The organism is Paraburkholderia unamae, assembly GCF_003268775.1.
In the GTDB taxonomy this organism is placed as follows: Bacteria; Pseudomonadota; Gammaproteobacteria; order Burkholderiales; family Burkholderiaceae; genus Paraburkholderia; species Paraburkholderia unamae.
This window is the reverse complement of record NZ_QLSU01000012.1, coordinates 258,455-277,136: the sequence shown is the minus strand read 5'-3', so window position 1 is coordinate 277,136 and position 18,682 is coordinate 258,455. Positions and strand designations below refer to the sequence as shown.

Here is an 18,682-nt window from a genome sequence, read left to right as displayed (position 1 = left end):
GAGAACACCGGCTGGTTGTCCTCGCGCTTGAGGAACACGGCGTTGCGCAGGCGCGCCGAGAGGTTCGGGGCGCGTTCGAGTTCGGTCTCGCGGGCGACGTCGTAGACGCGGGCGGTGAGGATTTTCTTCAGGTAATCGTCGTGGGAGGCCATGCGAGGACGCGTCGGGCGCGGGTCTGGACGGGAAAACGTAAATGATAGCGCCAACGGCTTGTGCTCTGGCGGCGCGGCCCGCGAGCGCAATCCCCCGCCGCACGGGCCAAGGCAAGTGAATCTTCTGTGTCTGTCAGCGTTCCCACGAGGCGTCAGCGCGGGTGCGGATCATGCGGTAAAATCTTTTTTTGAAACAAGGATCGGAAGATGCACTGGCAACCTCGGACAGCCCATTTGATGCCCGCACGGCGCGAGACCCGCCCCGCGGCGCAGCGGCACGCCCGCCACGCACGATCGTGTCGCTAAGTCCGAGCGCCGGGGAACCATCGGCGTGAGCGTTGCCGCCATGTGCCTCCCCACCCCTTTCGTCCGCAGCCTGCCACAGGCGGACACGAATTCAGAATAGCGCCCCACGCGCCCCGTCAGCCTCCGTCGCACCGGCCGCTAGCCGCGCACGGGACTGACTCAAAGAGTCGTCCAACCATGAACGCACCTCAAGTTTTCGATCCTCACGGCGCCGCCGCCGCCGTGGCCGCCGACATCGAACCGCGCCTGCGCGAGATTCCGTACAACTACACGTCCTTTTCGGATCGCGAAATTGTCATTCGCCTGCTGGGCGAAGAGGCATGGAACGCGCTTGCCGAGCTGCGCGCGGAGCGCCGCACCGGCCGCTCGGCGCGCATGCTCTACGAAGTGCTGGGCGATATCTGGGTCGTGCGCCGCAATCCTTACCTGCAAGACGACCTGCTCGACAATCCGAAGCGCCGCGCGCTGCTGATCGAGGCGCTGAACCACCGCATCGCCGAAATCGAGAAGCGCCGCCGCGCCGACCTGATCGAGCACAGCGACAAGGAAGGCATGGACCGCGCCGCGCGCGTGGAAACGCTGATCGCCGCCGCGCGCCGCGCCATCGGCGCCTTCGCGGGCGAGTTCGAGAAGATGGCCGACCTGCGCCGCCGCGCGACCAAGGTGCTCGGCAAGCGCACGGCTAAGGACAACATCCGCTTCGACGGCCTCGCGCGCGTCTCGCACGTGACCGACGCGACCGACTGGCGCGTGGAATATCCGTTCGTGGTCCTCACGCCCGACACCGAAGCCGAAATTGCGGGCCTGATCAAGGCCTGTTTCGAACTCGGCCTCACCGTCATTCCGCGCGGGGGCGGCACGGGCTACACGGGCGGCGCGGTGCCGCTCACGCCGTTCTCGGCCGTGATCAACACCGAAAAGCTCGAAGAACTCGGCGCGGTCGAGATGACCGATCTGCCCGGTGTGGACCGCAAGGTCGCGACGATCTATTCGGGCGCGGGCGTGGTCACGCGCCGCGTGACCGAGGCCGCCGACGCCGCGGGCTTCGTGTTCGCCGTCGATCCGACCTCGCTCGACGCCTCGTGCATCGGCGGCAACGTCGCCATGAATGCGGGCGGCAAGAAGGCGGTGCTGTGGGGCACGGCGCTCGACAATCTCGCCTGGTGGCGCATGGTCGACCCGCAAGGCAACTGGCTCGAAGTCACGCGCCTCGACCACAACATGGGCAAGATCCACGATATCCCCGTGGCGCGTTTCGAGCTCAAGTGGTTCGACGGCGAGCACGCGCCGGGCGAAAAGCTGCTGCGCACCGAATCGCTCGACATCGAAGGCAAGCGTTTCCGCAAGGAAGGTCTCGGCAAGGACGTCACCGACAAGTTCCTCGCCGGCCTGCCTGGCGTGCAGAAGGAAGGCTGCGACGGGCTCATCACGTCCGCGCGCTGGGTGCTGCACAAGATGCCCGCGCATACGCGCACGGTCTGTCTCGAATTCTTCGGCCAGGCGCGCGAAGCGATTCCGAGCATCGTCGAAATCAAGGACTACCTGTTCGAAACGTCGAAGCAGGGCGGGGCGATCCTCGCGGGTCTGGAGCATCTGGACGAGCGCTATCTGCGCGCCGTGGGCTACGCGACCAAGAGCAAGCGCAACGCGTTTCCGAAGATGGTGCTGATCGGCGACATCGTCGGCGACGACGCCGATGCCGTGGCAACCGCCACCTCGGAAGTCATCCGCATGGCCAACGGCAAGAGCGGCGAGGGCTTCGTCGCGGTGTCCGCCGAGGCGCGCAAGCGCTTCTGGCTCGACCGCAGCCGCACGGCCGCGATTGCGAAGCACACCAACGCGTTCAAGATCAACGAAGACGTCGTGATTCCGCTCAACCGCATGGGCGAGTACACGGACGGCATCGAGCGCATCAACATCGAACTGTCGATCAAGAACAAGCTGCAACTGGTCGACGCGCTCGAAGCGTTCTTCAAGGAAGGCAAGCTGCCGCTCGGCAAGACCGACGACGCCAACGAGATTCCGAGCGCCGAGCTGCTCGAAGACCGCGTGCAGCAGGCGCTCGACCTGCTCAAGCGCGTGCGCGAGCGCTGGACCTTCGTGGGCGAGAAGCTCGACATGCCGTTGCGCGAGGCGCAGCACTATCTCGTGCAACTGGGCTACGAGGCGCTCGCGGAGAAGTTCGCCGACCGCGTGGACGTGCAACCGGACGCCAACGTCTTTCACGTGACCCAGGACCGCACGGTGCGCATCTCGTGGAAGCAGGAGATCCGCGCGGAACTGCGCAAGATCTTCAACGGCGGCGAATTCAAGCCGATCCTCGACGAGGCCCAGGCGATCCACAAGCGGGTGCTGCGCGGCCGCGTGTTCGTGGCGCTGCACATGCACGCCGGCGACGGCAACGTGCACACCAACCTGCCGGTCAACTCGGACAACTACGAGATGCTGCAAGACGCGCACGTCGCGGTCGCGCGCATCATGAAGCTCGCGCGTTCGCTCGACGGCGTGATCTCGGGCGAGCACGGCATCGGCATTACGAAGCTCGAATTCCTCACCGATGACGAGATCGCCGAGTTCCGCGCGTACAAGCAGCGCGTCGATCCGCAAGGGCGCTTCAACGCGGGCAAGCTGCTCGAAGGCGCCGACCTGCGCAACGCCTACACGCCGTCGTTCGGCCTGATGGGCTACGAGTCGCTCATCATGCAGCAGTCCGACATCGGCGCGATTGCCGAGTCGGTGAAGGACTGCCTGCGCTGCGGCAAGTGCAAGCCCGTGTGCGCGACCCACGTGCCGCGCGCGAACCTGCTCTACAGCCCGCGCAACAAGATTCTTGCGACCTCCCTGCTGGTCGAAGCCTTCCTGTACGAAGAGCAGACGCGCCGCGGCGTGTCGATCAAGCATTGGGACGAGTTCAACGACGTGGCCGACCACTGCACGGTCTGCCACAAGTGCGTGACGCCGTGCCCGGTCAAGATCGACTTCGGCGACGTGACGATGAACATGCGCAATCTGCTGCGCAAGATGGGCAAGAAGAAGTTCAACGCGGGCAACGCGGCGGGCATGTTCTTCCTGAACGCCACCAACCCGCAGACCATCAACCTCGCGCGCGAAGTGATGATGGGCGTGGGCTACAAGGCGCAGCGCCTCGGCAACGATGTGCTGAAGAAGTTCGTGAAGAAGCAGACGGCGCATCCGCCCGCATCCACGGGCAAGCCGGCCGTGGTCGAGCAGGTGATCCACTTCGTCAACAAGAAGATGCCGGGCAACCTGCCGAAGAAGACGGCGCGCGCGCTGCTCGACATTGAAGACAACAAGATCGTGCCGATCATCCGCAATCCGAAGACGACCAACGTCGATTCGGAAGCGGTGTTCTACTTCCCCGGCTGCGGCTCGGAGCGCCTGTTCTCGCAGGTGGGCCTCGCCACGCAGGCCATGCTGTGGGAAGCAGGCGTGCAGACCGTGCTGCCGCCGGGCTACCTGTGTTGCGGCTATCCGCAGCGCGGCTCGGGCCAGTACGACAAGGCCGAGAAGATCGTCACCGACAACCGTGTGCTGTTCCACCGGGTTGCGAACACACTCAACTACCTCGACATCAAGACGGTGGTAGTGTCGTGTGGAACCTGCTACGACCAGCTTGCGGGTTATGAATTCGACAAGATCTTCCCGGGGTGCCGCATTATCGACATCCACGAATTCCTGCTGGAGAAGGGCATCAAGCTCGACGGCGTGAGCGGCACGCGCTACATGTATCACGACCCGTGCCACACGCCGATCAAGACGATCGATCCGGTGAAGCTCGTCAACGAACTCATGGGTTCGGAAAAGGACGGCTACAAGATCGAGAAGAACGATCGCTGCTGTGGCGAATCGGGCACGCTGGCCGTCACGCGCCCGGACATTTCGACGCAGGTGCGGTTCCGCAAGGAAGAGGAAATCCGCAAGGGCGCGGCGAAGCTGCGCGGCATCCCGGTCGTCGGCAACGGCGCGAACGGGGTGCAGCCGGCTACGCAGCAGGAAGCGGGCGGGCAGGGTACGACACAGGACGTCAAGATTCTGACGAGCTGCCCGTCGTGCCTCCAGGGTCTGTCGCGGTACAACGAGGACGCCAACATCGAAGCCGACTACATCGTGGTGGAAATCGCCCGACACGTGCTTGGTGAAAACTGGATGGCGGACTATGTTCAGAGCGCGAACAATGGCGGAATCGAGCGCGTGCTGGTCTAATGGCAGCGCTCAATTTTCCGTGAACGGGTTCGGGGACGACGATGGCATGCGTATTCTGCAATGAGGAAGGCGGCGACGTGCTGTGGCAGGACGAGCGCATGCGCGTCGTGCTCGCGACGGCCGAGGCCGACTATCCCGGTTTTTGCCGGGTCATCTGGAATGCGCACGTCGCCGAATTCTCCGACCTGAGCGCGGCCGACCGGGAACATCTGATGCGCGCCGTGTACGCCGTCGAGCGTGCGCTGCGCCGCATCATGCAACCTTCGAAAGTCAATCTCGCGAGCCTCGGCAACCAGGTGCCGCACGTGCACTGGCACGTGATCCCGCGCTTCACGAACGACGCACACTTTCCGCTGCCCGTATGGGCGCCGCGCCAGCGCACGGTGTCCGAGGCGATGCTGGGCCAGCGCCGCGCGCAGGCCACGCTGCTGCGCGACGCGGTGCGTCAGGAAATGGAGCAGGCTTAGGGCCTGAGCATGCAGGCGGCCGCGGGCATGCCAACCGTGGAGCCAGGAGCAGGAACGATCATGAGTGGTTTGAAATCCGATACGCCGGTGCCGACCGGCGTCGTGGTGCACGCCGTCTCGCGCGTGCTGGAACTTCAGTATGCAAGCGGCGAGAGCTACCGCATTCCGTTCGAACTGATGCGCGTGTATTCGCCTTCGGCGGAAGTGCGCGGCCACGGCCCAGGCCAGGAAACGCTGCAAACCGGCAAGCGCGAGGTCACGATCTCGGCGCTCGAGGGCGTGGGCAACTACGCGCTCCAGCCCACGTTCTCCGACGGCCACAACACCGGCATCTACTCGTGGGACCAGCTCTACGAGCTGGCCACGCGCCAGGACGAACTCTGGGCCGAATATTTCGCCAAACTGAAAGCGGCGGGCGTCGAGCGCGACACGCCGATGGCCGCGCAGGCACCCGGCGGTGCCGCGCACGGCCACTGCCACTGACGCTTCCTGTTACGATCCTGCCCCGCCGCGCATCTGACAGACGCGGCGCACACCAACAAAGAACACCCTTCCGCGAAAGGACGAGCGCGATGAGCAAAACCCACTTCGGCTATCAGACAGTCGACGAACAGGACAAGGCGAAGAAGGTGGCCGGCGTGTTCCACTCGGTCGCTTCGAACTATGACCTGATGAACGACCTGATGTCGGGCGGGCTGCACCGCGCGTGGAAGGCGTTCACGATCGCGCAGGCGAACATCCGGCCGGGTGCGAAGGTGCTCGACATCGCGGGCGGCACCGGCGACCTTTCGATGGCGTTCGCGAAGAAAGCGGGCCCGACCGGCGAGGTCTGGCACACGGACATCAACGAGTCGATGCTGCGCGTGGGCCGCGACCGCTTGATCGACAAGGGCGTGATCACGCCCGCGCTGCTCTGCGACGCCGAGAAAATTCCCTTTCCGGACAACTACTTCGACGTGGTGACCGTGGCTTTCGGGCTGCGCAACATGACGCACAAGGACGGCGCGCTCGCCGAGATGCGCCGCGTGCTCAAGCCGGGCGGCCGCGTGCTCGTGCTCGAATTCTCGAAGGTCTGGGAGCCGCTCAAGAAGGTGTACGACGTGTATTCGTTCAAGGTGCTGCCGTGGCTTGGCCAGCGCTTTGCGCAGGACGCGGACAGCTACCAGTATCTCGCTGAGTCGATCCGCATGCATCCGGATCAGGAAACACTCAAGACGATGATGGAACAAGTCGGCCTCGATGCCGTCAAATATTACAATTTGTCAGCTGGCGTGGTAGCCTTACACGTCGGCACAAAGTATTAGTGTTCCCAACTCACTGTCTTAAAAGGAATTTTCGCCATGTCTGAGCCCCGCATCGTTGCTTCCAAAAAGCTTTCAACGTCATGGGCCAGACGAATCGGCATTCTGGCCATGGTGGGTGTGATGGTTGCCGGCAGCTTCGCATCGTTCGATGCGGAAGCTCGCCGCATGGGTGGCGGCCGCAGCTTCGGCAAGCAGTCATCGGTCGCTTCGCAGCGCAGCACCACGCCGCCGCCGGCCCAGCCCAGCCCGACCAACCCCGCGCAGCAGGCCGGTGCCCAGCGCGCGCCCGGCACGCCGGCGCCCACGCCCGCGGCCGCACCGGCGCGCAATCGCTGGCTCGGACCTATCGCGGGTCTCGCGGCCGGTCTCGGCATTGCCGCGCTGCTCTCGCACTTCGGTCTGGGCGAAGCGTTCGCCGGCATGATGGCCAACATGATCGTGATCGCGATCATCGCCTTCGTCGCCATCTGGCTGATCCGCAAGTTCATGAACCGCCGCCGTCCCGTGGAACCGGCGTACCAGACGGGTGGTGGCGCTTACGCATCGTCGAACAGCCTGAACCAGTCGACGGGCGGTTATCAGCCGCAGGAGCCGCGTTACCCGGCGTCGTCCACGGGCCAGTACCTCGCGCCTGAAGCCAACGCGCTCAACGCGTCGGGTGCCGACACGTCGGCCGCCGCGGCTGCGTCGATTCCCGCCGGTTTCGACACCGAGGCTTTCCTGCGCAACGCGAAGGTGTACTTCGTGCGCCTGCAAGCCGCGTGGGACGCGGGCAACATGGACGACATCCGTGAGTTCACGACGCCCGAGATGTTCGCCGAAATTCGCGTCGATCTCGCCGGCCGCGGCTCGCAGCCCAACCAGACCGACGTCGTGCAACTTAACGCGGACGTGCTCGCCGTGGAAGAACGCGGCAGCGAATACCTCGCGAGCGTGCGTTTCAACGGCCTGATCCGCGAAGGCATGGGCCAGCCGGCCGAGCCGTTCGTCGAGATCTGGAACCTCTCGAAGTCGCGCGCTTCGGGCGAAGGCTGGCTGCTCGCGGGCATTCAGCAGGTCGAGTCGCACTGAGTCGGCAACGGGTTCGCAGTGAGGCCAGGCGTCCCGTGATTTGATCCAGATCACGGAGCCTGACTTCCGACGGCCGCCGCGCCGGGTTGAGCGGCGGCGCGATCCTACGGCTCGAACGCTACAATAGGAACCCGCCCGGGCTCGTGCCCGTGCGGGTTTTCTTATTCCATGCCGATGACTCTCGCCGCCAAGCCCTTCGCTGCCGCTGTCAATCACCTGCTCGCCCGCGAATCGTGGGCACGCGAGCGCCTCGCTCCCTATGCCGGCAAGACCGCGCGGCTTTCGTGCCCGCCGGTCGTCCTCACGCTGCTCGTGCAGCCGGACGGCTATCTGGGCGCGGTCGAGGACCACGACGCGGGCGCAGTCGACGTCACGCTCTCGTTGCCGGCGGGCGCGCTCTCGTCGTTCCTCCAGGGCGGCCAGGCGGCCGTGATGAAGCACGTGAAGATCGAGGGCGACGCCGAATTCGCCCAGGTGATCGGCAAGCTCGCCGAGCATCTGCGCTGGGAGCCTGAAGAGGATCTCGCGAAGCTGATCGGTGACGCACCGGCTTCGCGCATCGCTTCGCTCGCGCGCACGGCGCACGGGCAGGCGCTGCGCACCGGGCGCAACGTGCTCGGCTCGGTCACGGAATATCTGCTCGACGAGAATCCGCAGCTCGTGCGGCGCGCCGAGCTCGACGGCTTCAACGAGGAGCTGTCCCGCGCGCGCGATGCGCTGGCGCGCGTGGAGAAGCGCATCGAGCGTCTCGAACAAAAATCACAGGCCAGGGGCGCAAGCCAAAGCGCTGCGCCGCGCGGCTCGCGCTAGACAACAGGCCTCCCAGACATGCGTTTTCTGCGTTTCCTCAAGATTTGCTTCACCGTCATCCGCTTCGGCCTGGACGAGATGATGTTGAGCCGGATCAACGACCGGCGTGTGCGGCTGCTCCTGCGCGTCACCACGATCGGCCGCCGGTTCGACGACCCGCCCGGTTTGCGTCTGCGTCTCGCGCTGGAAAGCCTCGGCCCGATCTTCGTGAAATTCGGCCAGGTGCTCTCCACGCGGCGCGATCTGCTGCCGCCCGACATCGCCAACGAACTCGCGAAGTTGCAGGACCAGGTGCCGCCGTTCGAGTCGAGCGTGGCGATCGGGCTGATCGAGAAGTCGCTGGGCGCGCCCGTCGACACGCTGTTCGACGAGTTCGAGCGCGTGCCGGTGGCGAGCGCCTCGATCGCGCAGGTGCACTTCGCCAAGGTGAAGTCGGGCCAGCACGCGGGCAAGCCGGTGGCGGTGAAGGTGCTGCGGCCGAACATGCGCCCGGTCATCGATTCCGACCTCGCGCTGCTGCGCGACCTCGCCGTGTGGGCCGAACGCCTGTGGGCCGACGGCAAGCGCCTGAAGCCGCGCGAAGTGGTCGCGGAGTTCGACAAGTATCTGCACGACGAACTCGACCTCATGCGCGAGGCCGCCAACGGCAGCCAGCTGCGCCGCAATTTCGCAGGCCTCGACTTGTTGCTCGTGCCGGAGATGTACTGGGAATTCAGCACGCCCAATGTGCTCGTGATGGAGCGCATGGTCGGCGTGCCGATCAGCCAGGTCGACAAGCTGCGCGCGGCGGGCGTGGACATTCCGAAACTCGCGCGCGAAGGCGTGGAAATCTTCTTCACGCAGGTGTTCCGCGACGGCTTCTTTCACGCCGACATGCACCCCGGCAACATCCAGGTGAGCCTCGATCCCGCGCATTTCGGCCGCTATATCGCGCTCGATTTCGGCATCGTCGGCGCGCTGTCGGACTTCGACAAGAACTACCTGGCGCAGAACTTTCTCGCGTTCTTCAAGCGCGACTATCACCGCGTGGCGACGCTGCACATCGAGTCGGGCTGGGTGCCGCCGACCACCCGCGTGGAGGAGCTGGAGAGCGCGATTCGCGCCGTGTGCGAGCCGTACTTCGACCGCGCGTTGAAGGACATTTCGCTGGGCCAGGTGCTGCTGCGCCTTTTCCAGACCTCGCGCCGCTTCAACGTGGAAATCCAGCCGCAGCTCGTGCTGCTGCAAAAGACCATGCTCAACGTCGAGGGCCTGGGGCGCTCGCTCGATCCGGAACTCGACCTCTGGAAAACGGCGAAGCCTTATCTCGAACGCTGGATGACCGAGCAGATCGGCCTGCGCGGCTGGTACGAGCGCTTCAAGATCGAAGCGCCGCAATGGAGCAAGACGCTGCCGCAATTGCCGCGCCTCGTGCATCAGGCGCTGCTGCACCGCCAGGAGCCGGGCAATCTCGCGGCCGACGAGACGATCCGCCAGATGCTCGCCGAGCAGCGCCGCACGAACCGCTTGCTGCAAGGCTTGCTGGTGTTCGGCGTGGCCGTGGGCGTGGGCATGGTGGCGGCGCGCGTCTGGCTGGCGTTCGCCTACGGCGGCTGACGCTCTGACGGCAAGCCGCCTACAGGCCCATAAAGACAAGGAGTGAGACGATGAGCGACCCGACCTCGCCGCGCCAACCGGGCGATGCGCCCGAATTCGAAACCCGCGACCCCGCGTCGCCCTCGTTCTGGGACGAGCGCTTCGAGCGCGGTTTCATACCGTGGGACCAGGCGGGCGTGCAGCGCGAGTTCGAAGCCTTCGCTACCGCGCATGCCGATGCCGCCGTGCTGATTCCAGGCTGCGGCAACGCCTGGGAGGCGCGCTGGCTCGCCGAGCGCGGCCGCACGGTGCGCGCCATCGACTTCGCGCCGGCCGCCGTCGCGAGCGCGCGCGCGGCGCTGGGCCCGCACGCGGGCGTGGTCGAGGAGGCGGACTTCTACGCCTACACGCCGCCGTTCACGCCCGAGTGGGTGTTCGAGCGCGCCTTCCTGTGCGCACTGCCTAAAAACCAGCGCACGAGCTACGCCGAACGCATGGCTCAACTGTTGCAGCCCGGCGCGCTGCTGGCGGGTTACTTCTTTATCGGCGAGACGCCCAAGGGGCCGCCGTTCGCGATCGCGTGCGACGAACTCGACAGCTTGCTCACGCCGTTCTTCACGCTCGTGGACGACCAGCCCGTGGCCGACTCGCTGCCGGTGTTCGCCGGGCGCGAGCGCTGGCTTGTGTGGCGTCGTAACGACGCTGCGCCGTCGCGCGCTTAATCCGCTCCCGAACCCTTCACGAGCCGTTCCCGGAGCACTGTCAGGCCACCTCCGGGCCGCCTCCCGGCGGCCTGCGGCGGGCGCGTCATGCGTTCGCCGCCGTTCACACTTGATGTGCGCGCAACCCGCCCATATCTACACGCTGGCGGCCGCAAGCCTTCCGCTCCTCCCCGCAGGACCCCCAAGCCCGGTAAATGCCAGGGGCGGTCCTGGTTTGCGGCTATAATTCAAGGCTTTGCAAGCAATTATCAGATTTTCATCAGGATAGAGATCATGCCGATCTACGCTTATCGCTGCGAGTCGTGCGGCTTCGAGAAGGACGCGCTGCAAAAGATCAGCGATGCACCCCTGACGCAGTGCCCGAGCTGCGGCGCGGACACGTTCCGCAAACAGGTCACCGCCGCCGGCTTCCAGCTGAAGGGCTCGGGCTGGTACGTCACCGATTTCCGGGGTGGAAACTCGGCTGGCGCGGGTGGTGCGGCAACGGGCGCGAAGGCGGCCAGCGAGGGCGCGTCGTCGGAAGGCGGCAAGCCGGCCGGCGAGGGCGCCGCGAGCGGCGCCTCCGGCGATTCCGGCGCGGCCGCGAGCAATGCGACGAACGGCACGACCAGCAGCACAGCGAGCACGCCCAGCCCGGCGGCCTCGACCTGACGAAAACCGGCGGCGCGATTCTTGCGGATCGTGCTGCGCTCAAGCCGCGTCGGCAGCTTCCGTGCCGCGCGCGGCCCGCATGGCGGTGTACATGACGATCAAGAAAGCGACGTTGAAATCGGTGTTCCTGACCGGCCTGCTGGTGCTGGTGCCGCTGGCCATCACGCTGTGGGTGTTGAACCTCGTCATCGGCACGATGGATCAGACGCTGCTTTTGCTGCCCGAGTCGTGGCGGCCGGAGCGCGTGTTCGGCGTGCGCCTGCCGGGCCTGGGCGCGGTGCTCACGCTCGCGTTCATTTTCGTGGTGGGCGTGCTCACGCACAACTTCATCGGGCAGAAGCTGGTGGAGTGGTGGAATGCGCTGGTGCGCCGTATTCCGATCATCGGACCGCTGTACGGCAGCATCCAGCAGGTTTCCGATACACTGCTTTCGAGTAACGGCAACGCATTTCGCAAGGCGCTTCTGATCGAATACCCGCGCAAGGGTTCGTGGACGATCGCGTTTCTCACCGGCATTCCCGGCGGCGACGTGGTCAACCACTTGCAAGAAGATCACGTGAGCGTGTATGTGCCGACTACGCCGAATCCCACGTCGGGCTTTTTCCTGATGGTGCCAAAGAGCGAGGTGGTCGAGCTGGACATGACCGTCGACGCCGCGCTCAAGTATATTGTTTCGATGGGCGTGGTCGCGCCGGCCGCCTCACCACGCCGCCCCATCGATCCTCCGCTTTAATACCGGACGACGTGCGTCGCGCGACGCTGCCGTCCATTCATGCATAACGAAAGACGAACATCATGTCGATGAGATCAGAATACTGCGGTCTGGTGACCGAACAGCTGCTGGGCCAAACTGTTTCGCTGTGCGGTTGGGTGCATCGCCGCCGTGACCATGGCGGCGTCATCTTCATCGACCTGCGCGACCGCGAGGGCCTCGTTCAGGTCGTGTGCGATCCGGATCGCGCGGAGATGTTCAAGGTCGCTGAAGGCGTGCGCAACGAATTCTGCGTGCAGGTGAAGGGCGTGGTTCGCAATCGTCCGGAAGGCACGGTCAACGCCAACCTCACGAGCGGCAAGATCGAAGTGCTGTGCCACGAGCTCGTGGTGCTCAACGCGTCGGTTACGCCGCCGTTCCAGCTCGACGACGACAACCTCTCGGAAACCACGCGCCTCACGCACCGCGTGCTCGACCTGCGCCGTCCGCAGATGCAGCACAACCTGCGCCTGCGCTACCGCGTGACGATGGCCGTGCGCAAGTATCTCGACGCGCTCGGCTTCATCGACATCGAAACGCCGATGCTCACGAAGAGCACGCCGGAAGGCGCGCGCGACTACCTCGTGCCGTCGCGTACGAACCCGGGCCAGTTCTTCGCGCTGCCGCAGTCGCCGCAGCTCTTCAAGCAGCTGCTGATGGTGGCGAACTTCGATCGCTACTACCAGATCGTGAAGTGCTTCCGCGACGAAGACCTGCGCGCTGACCGTCAGCCCGAATTCACGCAGATCGACTGCGAAACGTCGTTCCTCGGCGAGCAGGAAATCCGCGATCTGTTCGAAGACATGGCGCGTCACGTGTTCAAGGAAACGATCGGCGTCGAACTCGACGCGAAGTTCCCGGTCATGCCGTACTCGGAAGCCATGAGCCGCTTCGGCTCGGACAAGCCGGACCTGCGCGTGAAGCTCGAATTCACGGAACTCACCGACGCCATGAAGGACGTCGACTTCAAGGTGTTCAGCACGCCGGCCAACAGCAAGGACGGCCGTGTGGCCGCACTGCGCGTGCCGAAGGGCGCAGAACTCTCGCGCGGCGATATCGACGGCTACACGGAATTCGTGCGCATCTACGGCGCGAAGGGCCTCGCCTGGATCAAGGTCAACGAAGCCGCGAAGGGCCGTGACGGTCTGCAAAGCCCGATCGTCAAGAACCTGCACGACGCCGCCATCGCCGCGATCCTCGAGCGCACCGGCGCGCAAGACGGCGACATCATTTTCTTCGCGGCAGACCGCGCGAAGGTCGTGAACGACAGCCTCGGCGCACTGCGCCTGAAGGTCGGCCACTCGGAGTTCGGCCGTGCCAACGGTCTCGTCGAGAAGGGCTGGAAGCCGCTGTGGGTCATCGACTTCCCGATGTTCGAGTACGACGAGGAAGAAAACCGCTACGTGGCCGCGCACCACCCGTTCACTAGCCCGAAGGACGAGCACCTGGAATACCTCGAAACGGATCCGGGCCGCTGCCTCGCGAAGGCTTACGACATGGTGCTGAACGGCTGGGAAATCGGCGGCGGCTCGGTGCGTATCTATCAGGAAGAGGTGCAGAGCAAGGTGTTCCGCGCGCTGAAGATCAATGCGGAAGAAGCGCGTGCGAAGTTCGGCTTCCTGCTGGACGCGCTGCAATACGGCGCGCCGCCGCACGGCGGTATCGCGTTCGGTCTCGATCGCATCGTCACGATGATGGCCGGCGCCGACTCGATCCGCGACGTGATCGCGTTCCCGAAGACGCAGCGCGCGCAGTGTCTGCTCACGCAGGCGCCGAGCCCGGTGGACGAGAAGCAGCTTCGCGAACTCCACATCCGTCTGCGTCAGCCCGAGCAGAAGACGGCGCAGTAAGCCACACCCCTGCCGCAAAGGCCCGCGAGGGCTTTTGCATCGCAACAACAGAAAAGGCGCATCGTGCGCCTTTTTTGCTTTTTGCGTTAAATTACCTTTAGACGCGCCGCAAGCGCGCAGCGCGCGTTCCCACCACGCTCCATCACCATGCAGAAGCCGCCGAAGATTCCGGAATCCGTACTCGTCGTCATCCATACGCCGCAACTGGAGGTCCTGATCATCGAACGCGCCGACCGGCCCGGCTTCTGGCAGTCGGTCACGGGCTCGAAGGATCGCCTGGACGAGCCGTTCGCCGAAACCGCCGTGCGCGAAGTGGGCGAGGAGACGGGCATTGCCGTCGGCGCCGATGGTCTGCCGCAGGCGGCGCTGCTCGACTGGCATCACGAGATCGAGTACGAAATCTATCCAGTCTGGCGCCATCGTTATGCGCCGGGCGTCACGCGCAACACCGAGCACTGGTTCAGCCTGGCGGTGCCCGAGGGCACGGTCGTGACCCTCGCGCCGCGCGAGCATACGGCGTATGTTTGGCTGCCCTACGAGCAGGCAGCGGCGAAGTGCTTCTCGTGGTCGAACCGCGAGGCGATCCTCCAGTTGCCCGAGCGGCTGCGCGGAGCAGGCAAATGAGCGAGACCAGCACCGATCCCGGCATCGAATCGCAGCGCGTCGTGCGGCTGCGCGAGGCGCTGCTCGGGCGCCGTTATCGCTCGCGCTACCGCTTCACGAGCGGCAACGACGTGCGCCTGTTCAGTTCGAGCGCCGGTCTTTTCGGCGCGATGATCGAGCGCATCGACGCGGCCACGCGCGACGTCGCCCTCGAGACCTATATCTTCTGCGACGACGACATCGGCCGCGCGCTCTCCGAGGCGCTGTTGCGCGCCGCGGCGCGCGGCGTGCGAGTGCGCGTCATCACCGACGGCGTCGGCTCGCCGCGCATCGCGCTTTTCGATGGCTGGCCGGGCGCGGGCGTCGAGCACCGCGTGTACAACCCGCACATCTTCGGGCGCTTCGGCTTTTCGCGCACGCATCGCAAGCTCGCCGTGATCGACGACCAGTTCGCCTATTGCGGCGGCATCAACGTGATCGACGATTTCGAGCAGGACGGCAGGAAGCTGCCGTTTCCGCGCTGGGATTTCGCCGTGGAACTGCACGGCCCCGTGGTCGTGGACGTGCGCCTCGCGATCGAGCAGCAGTGGCGGCGCATCCGGCTCGGCTACCGCCCGCCGCTGCCCCAGCAGGTTTCGCCCGGCGTGCCCGCGAGCGCCGGTTTCATGTCGCCGCATCCGACCGGCCATACGGTGGGGCGTCCCACGCAGATGGTGGACGACGCGCTGCGCGCGCTTGCGCCCACCGTGCGCTCGTCGCGCGCCAAGCGCTTCTTCACGCGGCTGCGCGAGCGCCTGCGCGCGAGCGTGCGCGACCCGCGCACGGCGCACGTGCCCTGCGTGGCGTTTGTCGCGCGCGACAACGTGGTGAACCGGCGGGCCATCGAAAAGGCGTATCTCGACGCCATCGGCGAGGCGCGCAAGGAAGTGCTGCTCGCCAATCCGTATTTCATGCCGGGTCGGCGCTTGCGGCGCGCGCTCGTCGCGGCCGCGGAGCGGGGCGTGGCGGTCAAGCTTCTGGTCGGACGAAATGAATTCAAGGTGCTCGACTACGGGGTGCCGTTCCTCTATCACCAGTTGCTCAGCGCGGGCGTGCAGATTGCTGAATACGAGAAAACGATGCTCCACGGCAAGGTGGCCGTGGTCGATTCGACCTGGGCCACCGTCGGCTCCTCGAATCTCGACGCGCTCAGCCTCGTGCTCAACAACGAGGCGAACGTGCTGCTCGTGCAGCATCCGCAAATCGAGCAGTTGCGCGACGCGATCCTCGCGGCGTTCGGCGATGCCGGGCAGATCGACCGTGCGCGCTACGAGGCGCGCCCCTGGCACGTGCGCGCCGTGAACTGGCTTGCCTGGGCGTCTTACCGCGCGGTCATGAAGCTCATCACGGTGGGCGGTTACGACTAGAACAATCAGACAAATAGACCGCCCGGCAAGGCTCGCCTGCCATACGTCAGGCCGCGTGTGCAATCGAGAGAATGTCGGCTTGTGCGCAGCGCGCGAACCCCGGAAATTAGAGTACCGGTTAGAAATCGGTTTCTAATAAAGTCCTTGTTTCGCGGACGGCTGTCCTCAACAATAGTACGGCCGTTCGATTTAATTCAGGCCCCGATGCGAGCAGTTGACGAGTAGTTGACGGCAACATCGCGGCCACATCGTTACGGTAAAGAAAGCTATGCGAAAAGGCGAACAGACACGAGCTGCCATTCTGGACGCAGCACTCGACCTCGCAGGTCGCGATGGACTGGAAGGACTCACCATCGGCCTGCTCGCCGAGCGTATGCAGATGAGCAAGAGTGGCGTCTTTGCACACTTCGGCTCACGGGAAGACCTGCAAGTCGAGGTGGTGCGCGAGTACCACCGTCGATTCGAGGAAGAAGTCTTCTTTCCGAGCTTGCGTGAACCACGCGGTTTGCCTCGCCTGCGTGCGATGCTCTCACGATGGTTCGAGAAGCGCATCCACGAAGTCACGACGGGCTGCATTTATATCAGCGGCGCCGTCGAGTACGACGACCGCGCGGACAGCCAGGTGCGCGAGACCCTGGTCGCGAGCGTGTCGATGTGGCGTGCGGCGCTCCTGAGGGCCATTTCGCAGGCGATTGAAGAAGGCCATTTGCGTAAGGAGACCGATCCCGCGCTGATGCTCTTCGAACTGTATAGCGTGACGCTCGGCCTGCATCATGACGGCCGCTTCCTGCATCTGCCGGACGCGGTCGAGCATACGTGGGCCGCGTTCGAGAAACTGATTGTTTCGTATCAGAGCGAGACCCAGTAGCGCCCAGACCGCAACATTGAAGTCGCGGCGGCGCGAGGGACCCGAAGCTCGAATTTTTGGAGAGAAGACATGGGACAGTACACCGCGCCGCTGCGCGACATGCAGTTCGTGCTGCACGAGCTGCTGAACGTGGAAGGCGAAGTGAAGCAGATGCCGAAGCACGCCGACCTCGACGCCGACACCATCAACCAGGTGCTCGAAGAAGCCGGCAAATTCTGCTCCGAGGTGCTGTTTCCGCTGAACCAGGTCGGCGACCGCGAGGGCTGCACCTACGCGGGTGATGGCGTCGTCACCACGCCCACCGGTTTCAAGGAAGCGTACAAGCAGTATGTCGAAGCCGGCTGGCCGGCACTCGGCTGCGATCCCGAATACGGCGGGCAGGGCCTGCCCGCGTTCGTGAACAACGCGCTCTACGAAATGCTGAATTCGGCGAACCAGGCGTGGACCATGTATCCGGGTCTCTCGCATGGCGCCTATGAATGTCTGCACGCGCACGGCACGTCCGAACTCCAGAAGGCTTATCTGCCGAAGCTCGTCGAAGGCGTGTGGACCGGCACGATGTGCCTGACCGAGCCGCACTGCGGCACCGACCTCGGCATGCTGCGCACGAAGGCGGAGCCCAACAGCGACGGCTCGTATGCGATCACCGGCACGAAGATCTTCATCTCGAGCGGTGAGCACGACATGGCCGAGAACATCATCCACCTCGTGCTCGCGCGTCTGCCTGATGCCCCGCCGGGAACCAAGGGCATCTCGCTTTTCGTCGTGCCGAAGTTCATCCCCACGGCAGCGGGCGAAGTCGGTGAGCGCAACGGCATCAAGTGCGGCTCGATCGAGCACAAGATGGGCATTCACGGCAACTCGACCTGCGTGATGAACCTGGACAGCGCGAAAGGCTGGCTCGTCGGCGAGCCGAACAAGGGCTTGAACGCCATGTTCGTGATGATGAACGCCGCACGTCTGGGCGTCGGCATGCAGGGTCTCGGCCTCACCGAAGTCGCATACCAGAACTCGCTCACGTACGCGAAGGAGCGCCTGCAAATGCGCGCGCTGACCGGCCCGAAGGCGCCCGGGAAGGCGGCGGACCCGATCATCGTGCATCCGGACGTGCGCCGCATGCTCCTCACGCAGAAGGCCTGGGCCGAAGGCGCGCGCGCCTTCACGTACTGGTCCGCCTTGCAGATCGACAAGGAGCTTTCGCACGGCGACGAAGCAGAGCGCAAGGAAGCGGCCGACCTCGTCGCGCTGCTCACGCCGATCATCAAGGCCTTCCTCACCGACAACGCCTTCGAGAGCACCAACCTCGGCATGCAGGTGTACGGCGGCCACGGCTTCATCTCCGAGTGGGGCATGGAGCAGTACGTGCGCGACGCGCGTATCAACCAGATCTACGAAGGCACGAACACGATCCAGTCGCTCGACCTGCTGGGCCGCAAGGTGCTCGGCGACATGGGCGCGAAGCTCAAGAAGTTCGGCAAGATCGTGACGGAGTTCGTCGAGGCCGAAGGCATCAAGCCGGAAATGCAGGAGTTCGTGAATCCGCTCGCCGACATTGGCGACAAGATGCAGAAGCTCACGATGGAAATCGGCATGAAGGCCATGCAGAACCCCGACGAAGTGGGCGCGGCAGCGGTGCCGTACCTGCGCACGGCGGGCCACCTCGTGTTCGCGTACTTCTGGGCGCGCATGGCGCGCATCGCGCTCGACAAGGAAAGCTCGGGCGATCCGTTCTACAAGTCGAAGCTGGCCACGGCGCGTTTCTACTTCGCCAAGCTCCTGCCCGAAACGGCCACGTCGATCCGCCAGGCGCGCGCGGGTTCGAAGACGCTGATGGAAGTCGACGAAGCGCTGTTCTAAAAGCCAACGGGCGCGCGCTTTTCGACCGCGCGCCCGGTCAACACGACGATGTCCAGAGGCGGTCC

Annotated in this window: 15 protein-coding genes; all 15 read left to right on the top strand. The window is 65.0% G+C overall.

Translation table 11 applies throughout. The features are described from left to right. Nucleotides 1–635: 635 nt before the first annotated feature. Nucleotides 636–4,682 carry a DUF3683 domain-containing protein gene (locus C7401_RS21540; RefSeq protein WP_112173407.1) on the top strand — a complete coding sequence of 1,349 codons (4,047 nt, stop codon included), beginning with the start codon at nt 636–638 and terminating at the stop codon, nt 4,680–4,682. A 41-nt stretch (nt 4,683–4,723) separates the two neighbouring features. Then, on the top strand, nt 4,724–5,149 hold the full coding sequence (locus C7401_RS21535; RefSeq protein WP_112173406.1) for an HIT family protein: 426 nt from the start codon (nt 4,724–4,726) through the stop codon (nt 5,147–5,149). Between the two features lie 60 nt (nt 5,150–5,209). Beyond that, nucleotides 5,210–5,632 (top strand): gamma-butyrobetaine hydroxylase family protein, encoded by a 423-nt coding sequence (locus C7401_RS21530; protein ID WP_112173405.1) that lies wholly within the window; start codon nt 5,210–5,212, stop codon nt 5,630–5,632. Nucleotides 5,633–5,721: 89 nt separating this feature from the next. Continuing rightward, complete coding sequence (gene ubiE, locus C7401_RS21525) at nt 5,722–6,453, top strand: bifunctional demethylmenaquinone methyltransferase/2-methoxy-6-polyprenyl-1,4-benzoquinol methylase UbiE (protein ID WP_112173404.1); 732 nt, start codon at nt 5,722–5,724, stop codon at nt 6,451–6,453. 36 nt (nt 6,454–6,489) lie between these two features. Further along, nucleotides 6,490–7,524, top strand: a complete 1,035-nt coding sequence (locus C7401_RS21520; protein ID WP_112173403.1) for a Tim44 domain-containing protein — start codon at nt 6,490–6,492, stop codon at nt 7,522–7,524. Nucleotides 7,525–7,698: 174 nt separating this feature from the next. Beyond that, nucleotides 7,699–8,334 (top strand): ubiquinone biosynthesis accessory factor UbiJ, encoded by a 636-nt coding sequence (locus C7401_RS21515; protein WP_112173433.1) that lies wholly within the window; start codon nt 7,699–7,701, stop codon nt 8,332–8,334. A gap of 18 nt (nt 8,335–8,352) precedes the next feature. Beyond that, nucleotides 8,353–9,930 (top strand): ubiquinone biosynthesis regulatory protein kinase UbiB, encoded by a 1,578-nt coding sequence (gene ubiB, locus C7401_RS21510; RefSeq protein ID WP_112173402.1) that lies wholly within the window; start codon nt 8,353–8,355, stop codon nt 9,928–9,930. A gap of 50 nt (nt 9,931–9,980) precedes the next feature. Next, nucleotides 9,981–10,631 (top strand): methyltransferase domain-containing protein, encoded by a 651-nt coding sequence (locus C7401_RS21505; protein ID WP_112173401.1) that lies wholly within the window; start codon nt 9,981–9,983, stop codon nt 10,629–10,631. A 273-nt stretch (nt 10,632–10,904) separates the two neighbouring features. Next, a complete protein-coding gene (locus tag C7401_RS21500) occupies nt 10,905–11,282 on the top strand; it encodes an FmdB family zinc ribbon protein (protein ID WP_112173400.1) in 378 nt (125 codons plus the stop codon). A gap of 91 nt (nt 11,283–11,373) precedes the next feature. Then, a complete protein-coding gene (locus C7401_RS21495; protein ID WP_112173399.1) occupies nt 11,374–12,015 on the top strand; it encodes a DUF502 domain-containing protein in 642 nt (213 codons plus the stop codon). 62 nt (nt 12,016–12,077) lie between these two features. Continuing rightward, nucleotides 12,078–13,883: an aspartate--tRNA ligase gene (aspS, locus tag C7401_RS21490; protein WP_112173398.1), complete on the top strand. Its 1,806-nt coding sequence runs from the start codon at nt 12,078–12,080 to the stop codon at nt 13,881–13,883. Between the two features lie 147 nt (nt 13,884–14,030). Next, nucleotides 14,031–14,507 (top strand): dihydroneopterin triphosphate diphosphatase, encoded by a 477-nt coding sequence (gene nudB / locus C7401_RS21485; RefSeq protein ID WP_112173397.1) that lies wholly within the window; start codon nt 14,031–14,033, stop codon nt 14,505–14,507. Further along, the gene (locus C7401_RS21480; RefSeq protein ID WP_112173396.1) at nt 14,504–15,892 is read left to right on the top strand and encodes a phospholipase D-like domain-containing protein; all 1,389 of its coding nucleotides are present in this window, start codon (nt 14,504–14,506) and stop codon (nt 15,890–15,892) included. The genes nudB and C7401_RS21480 overlap by 4 nt, the downstream gene beginning before the upstream one ends. A gap of 268 nt (nt 15,893–16,160) precedes the next feature. Next, entirely contained in the window at nt 16,161–16,760 is a 600-nt protein-coding gene (locus C7401_RS21475; RefSeq protein WP_028206015.1) for a TetR/AcrR family transcriptional regulator, read from the top strand. Nucleotides 16,761–16,829: 69 nt separating this feature from the next. Then, on the top strand, nt 16,830–18,617 hold the full coding sequence (locus tag C7401_RS21470) for an acyl-CoA dehydrogenase C-terminal domain-containing protein (protein WP_112173395.1): 1,788 nt from the start codon (nt 16,830–16,832) through the stop codon (nt 18,615–18,617). Nucleotides 18,618–18,682 lie beyond the last annotated feature (65 nt).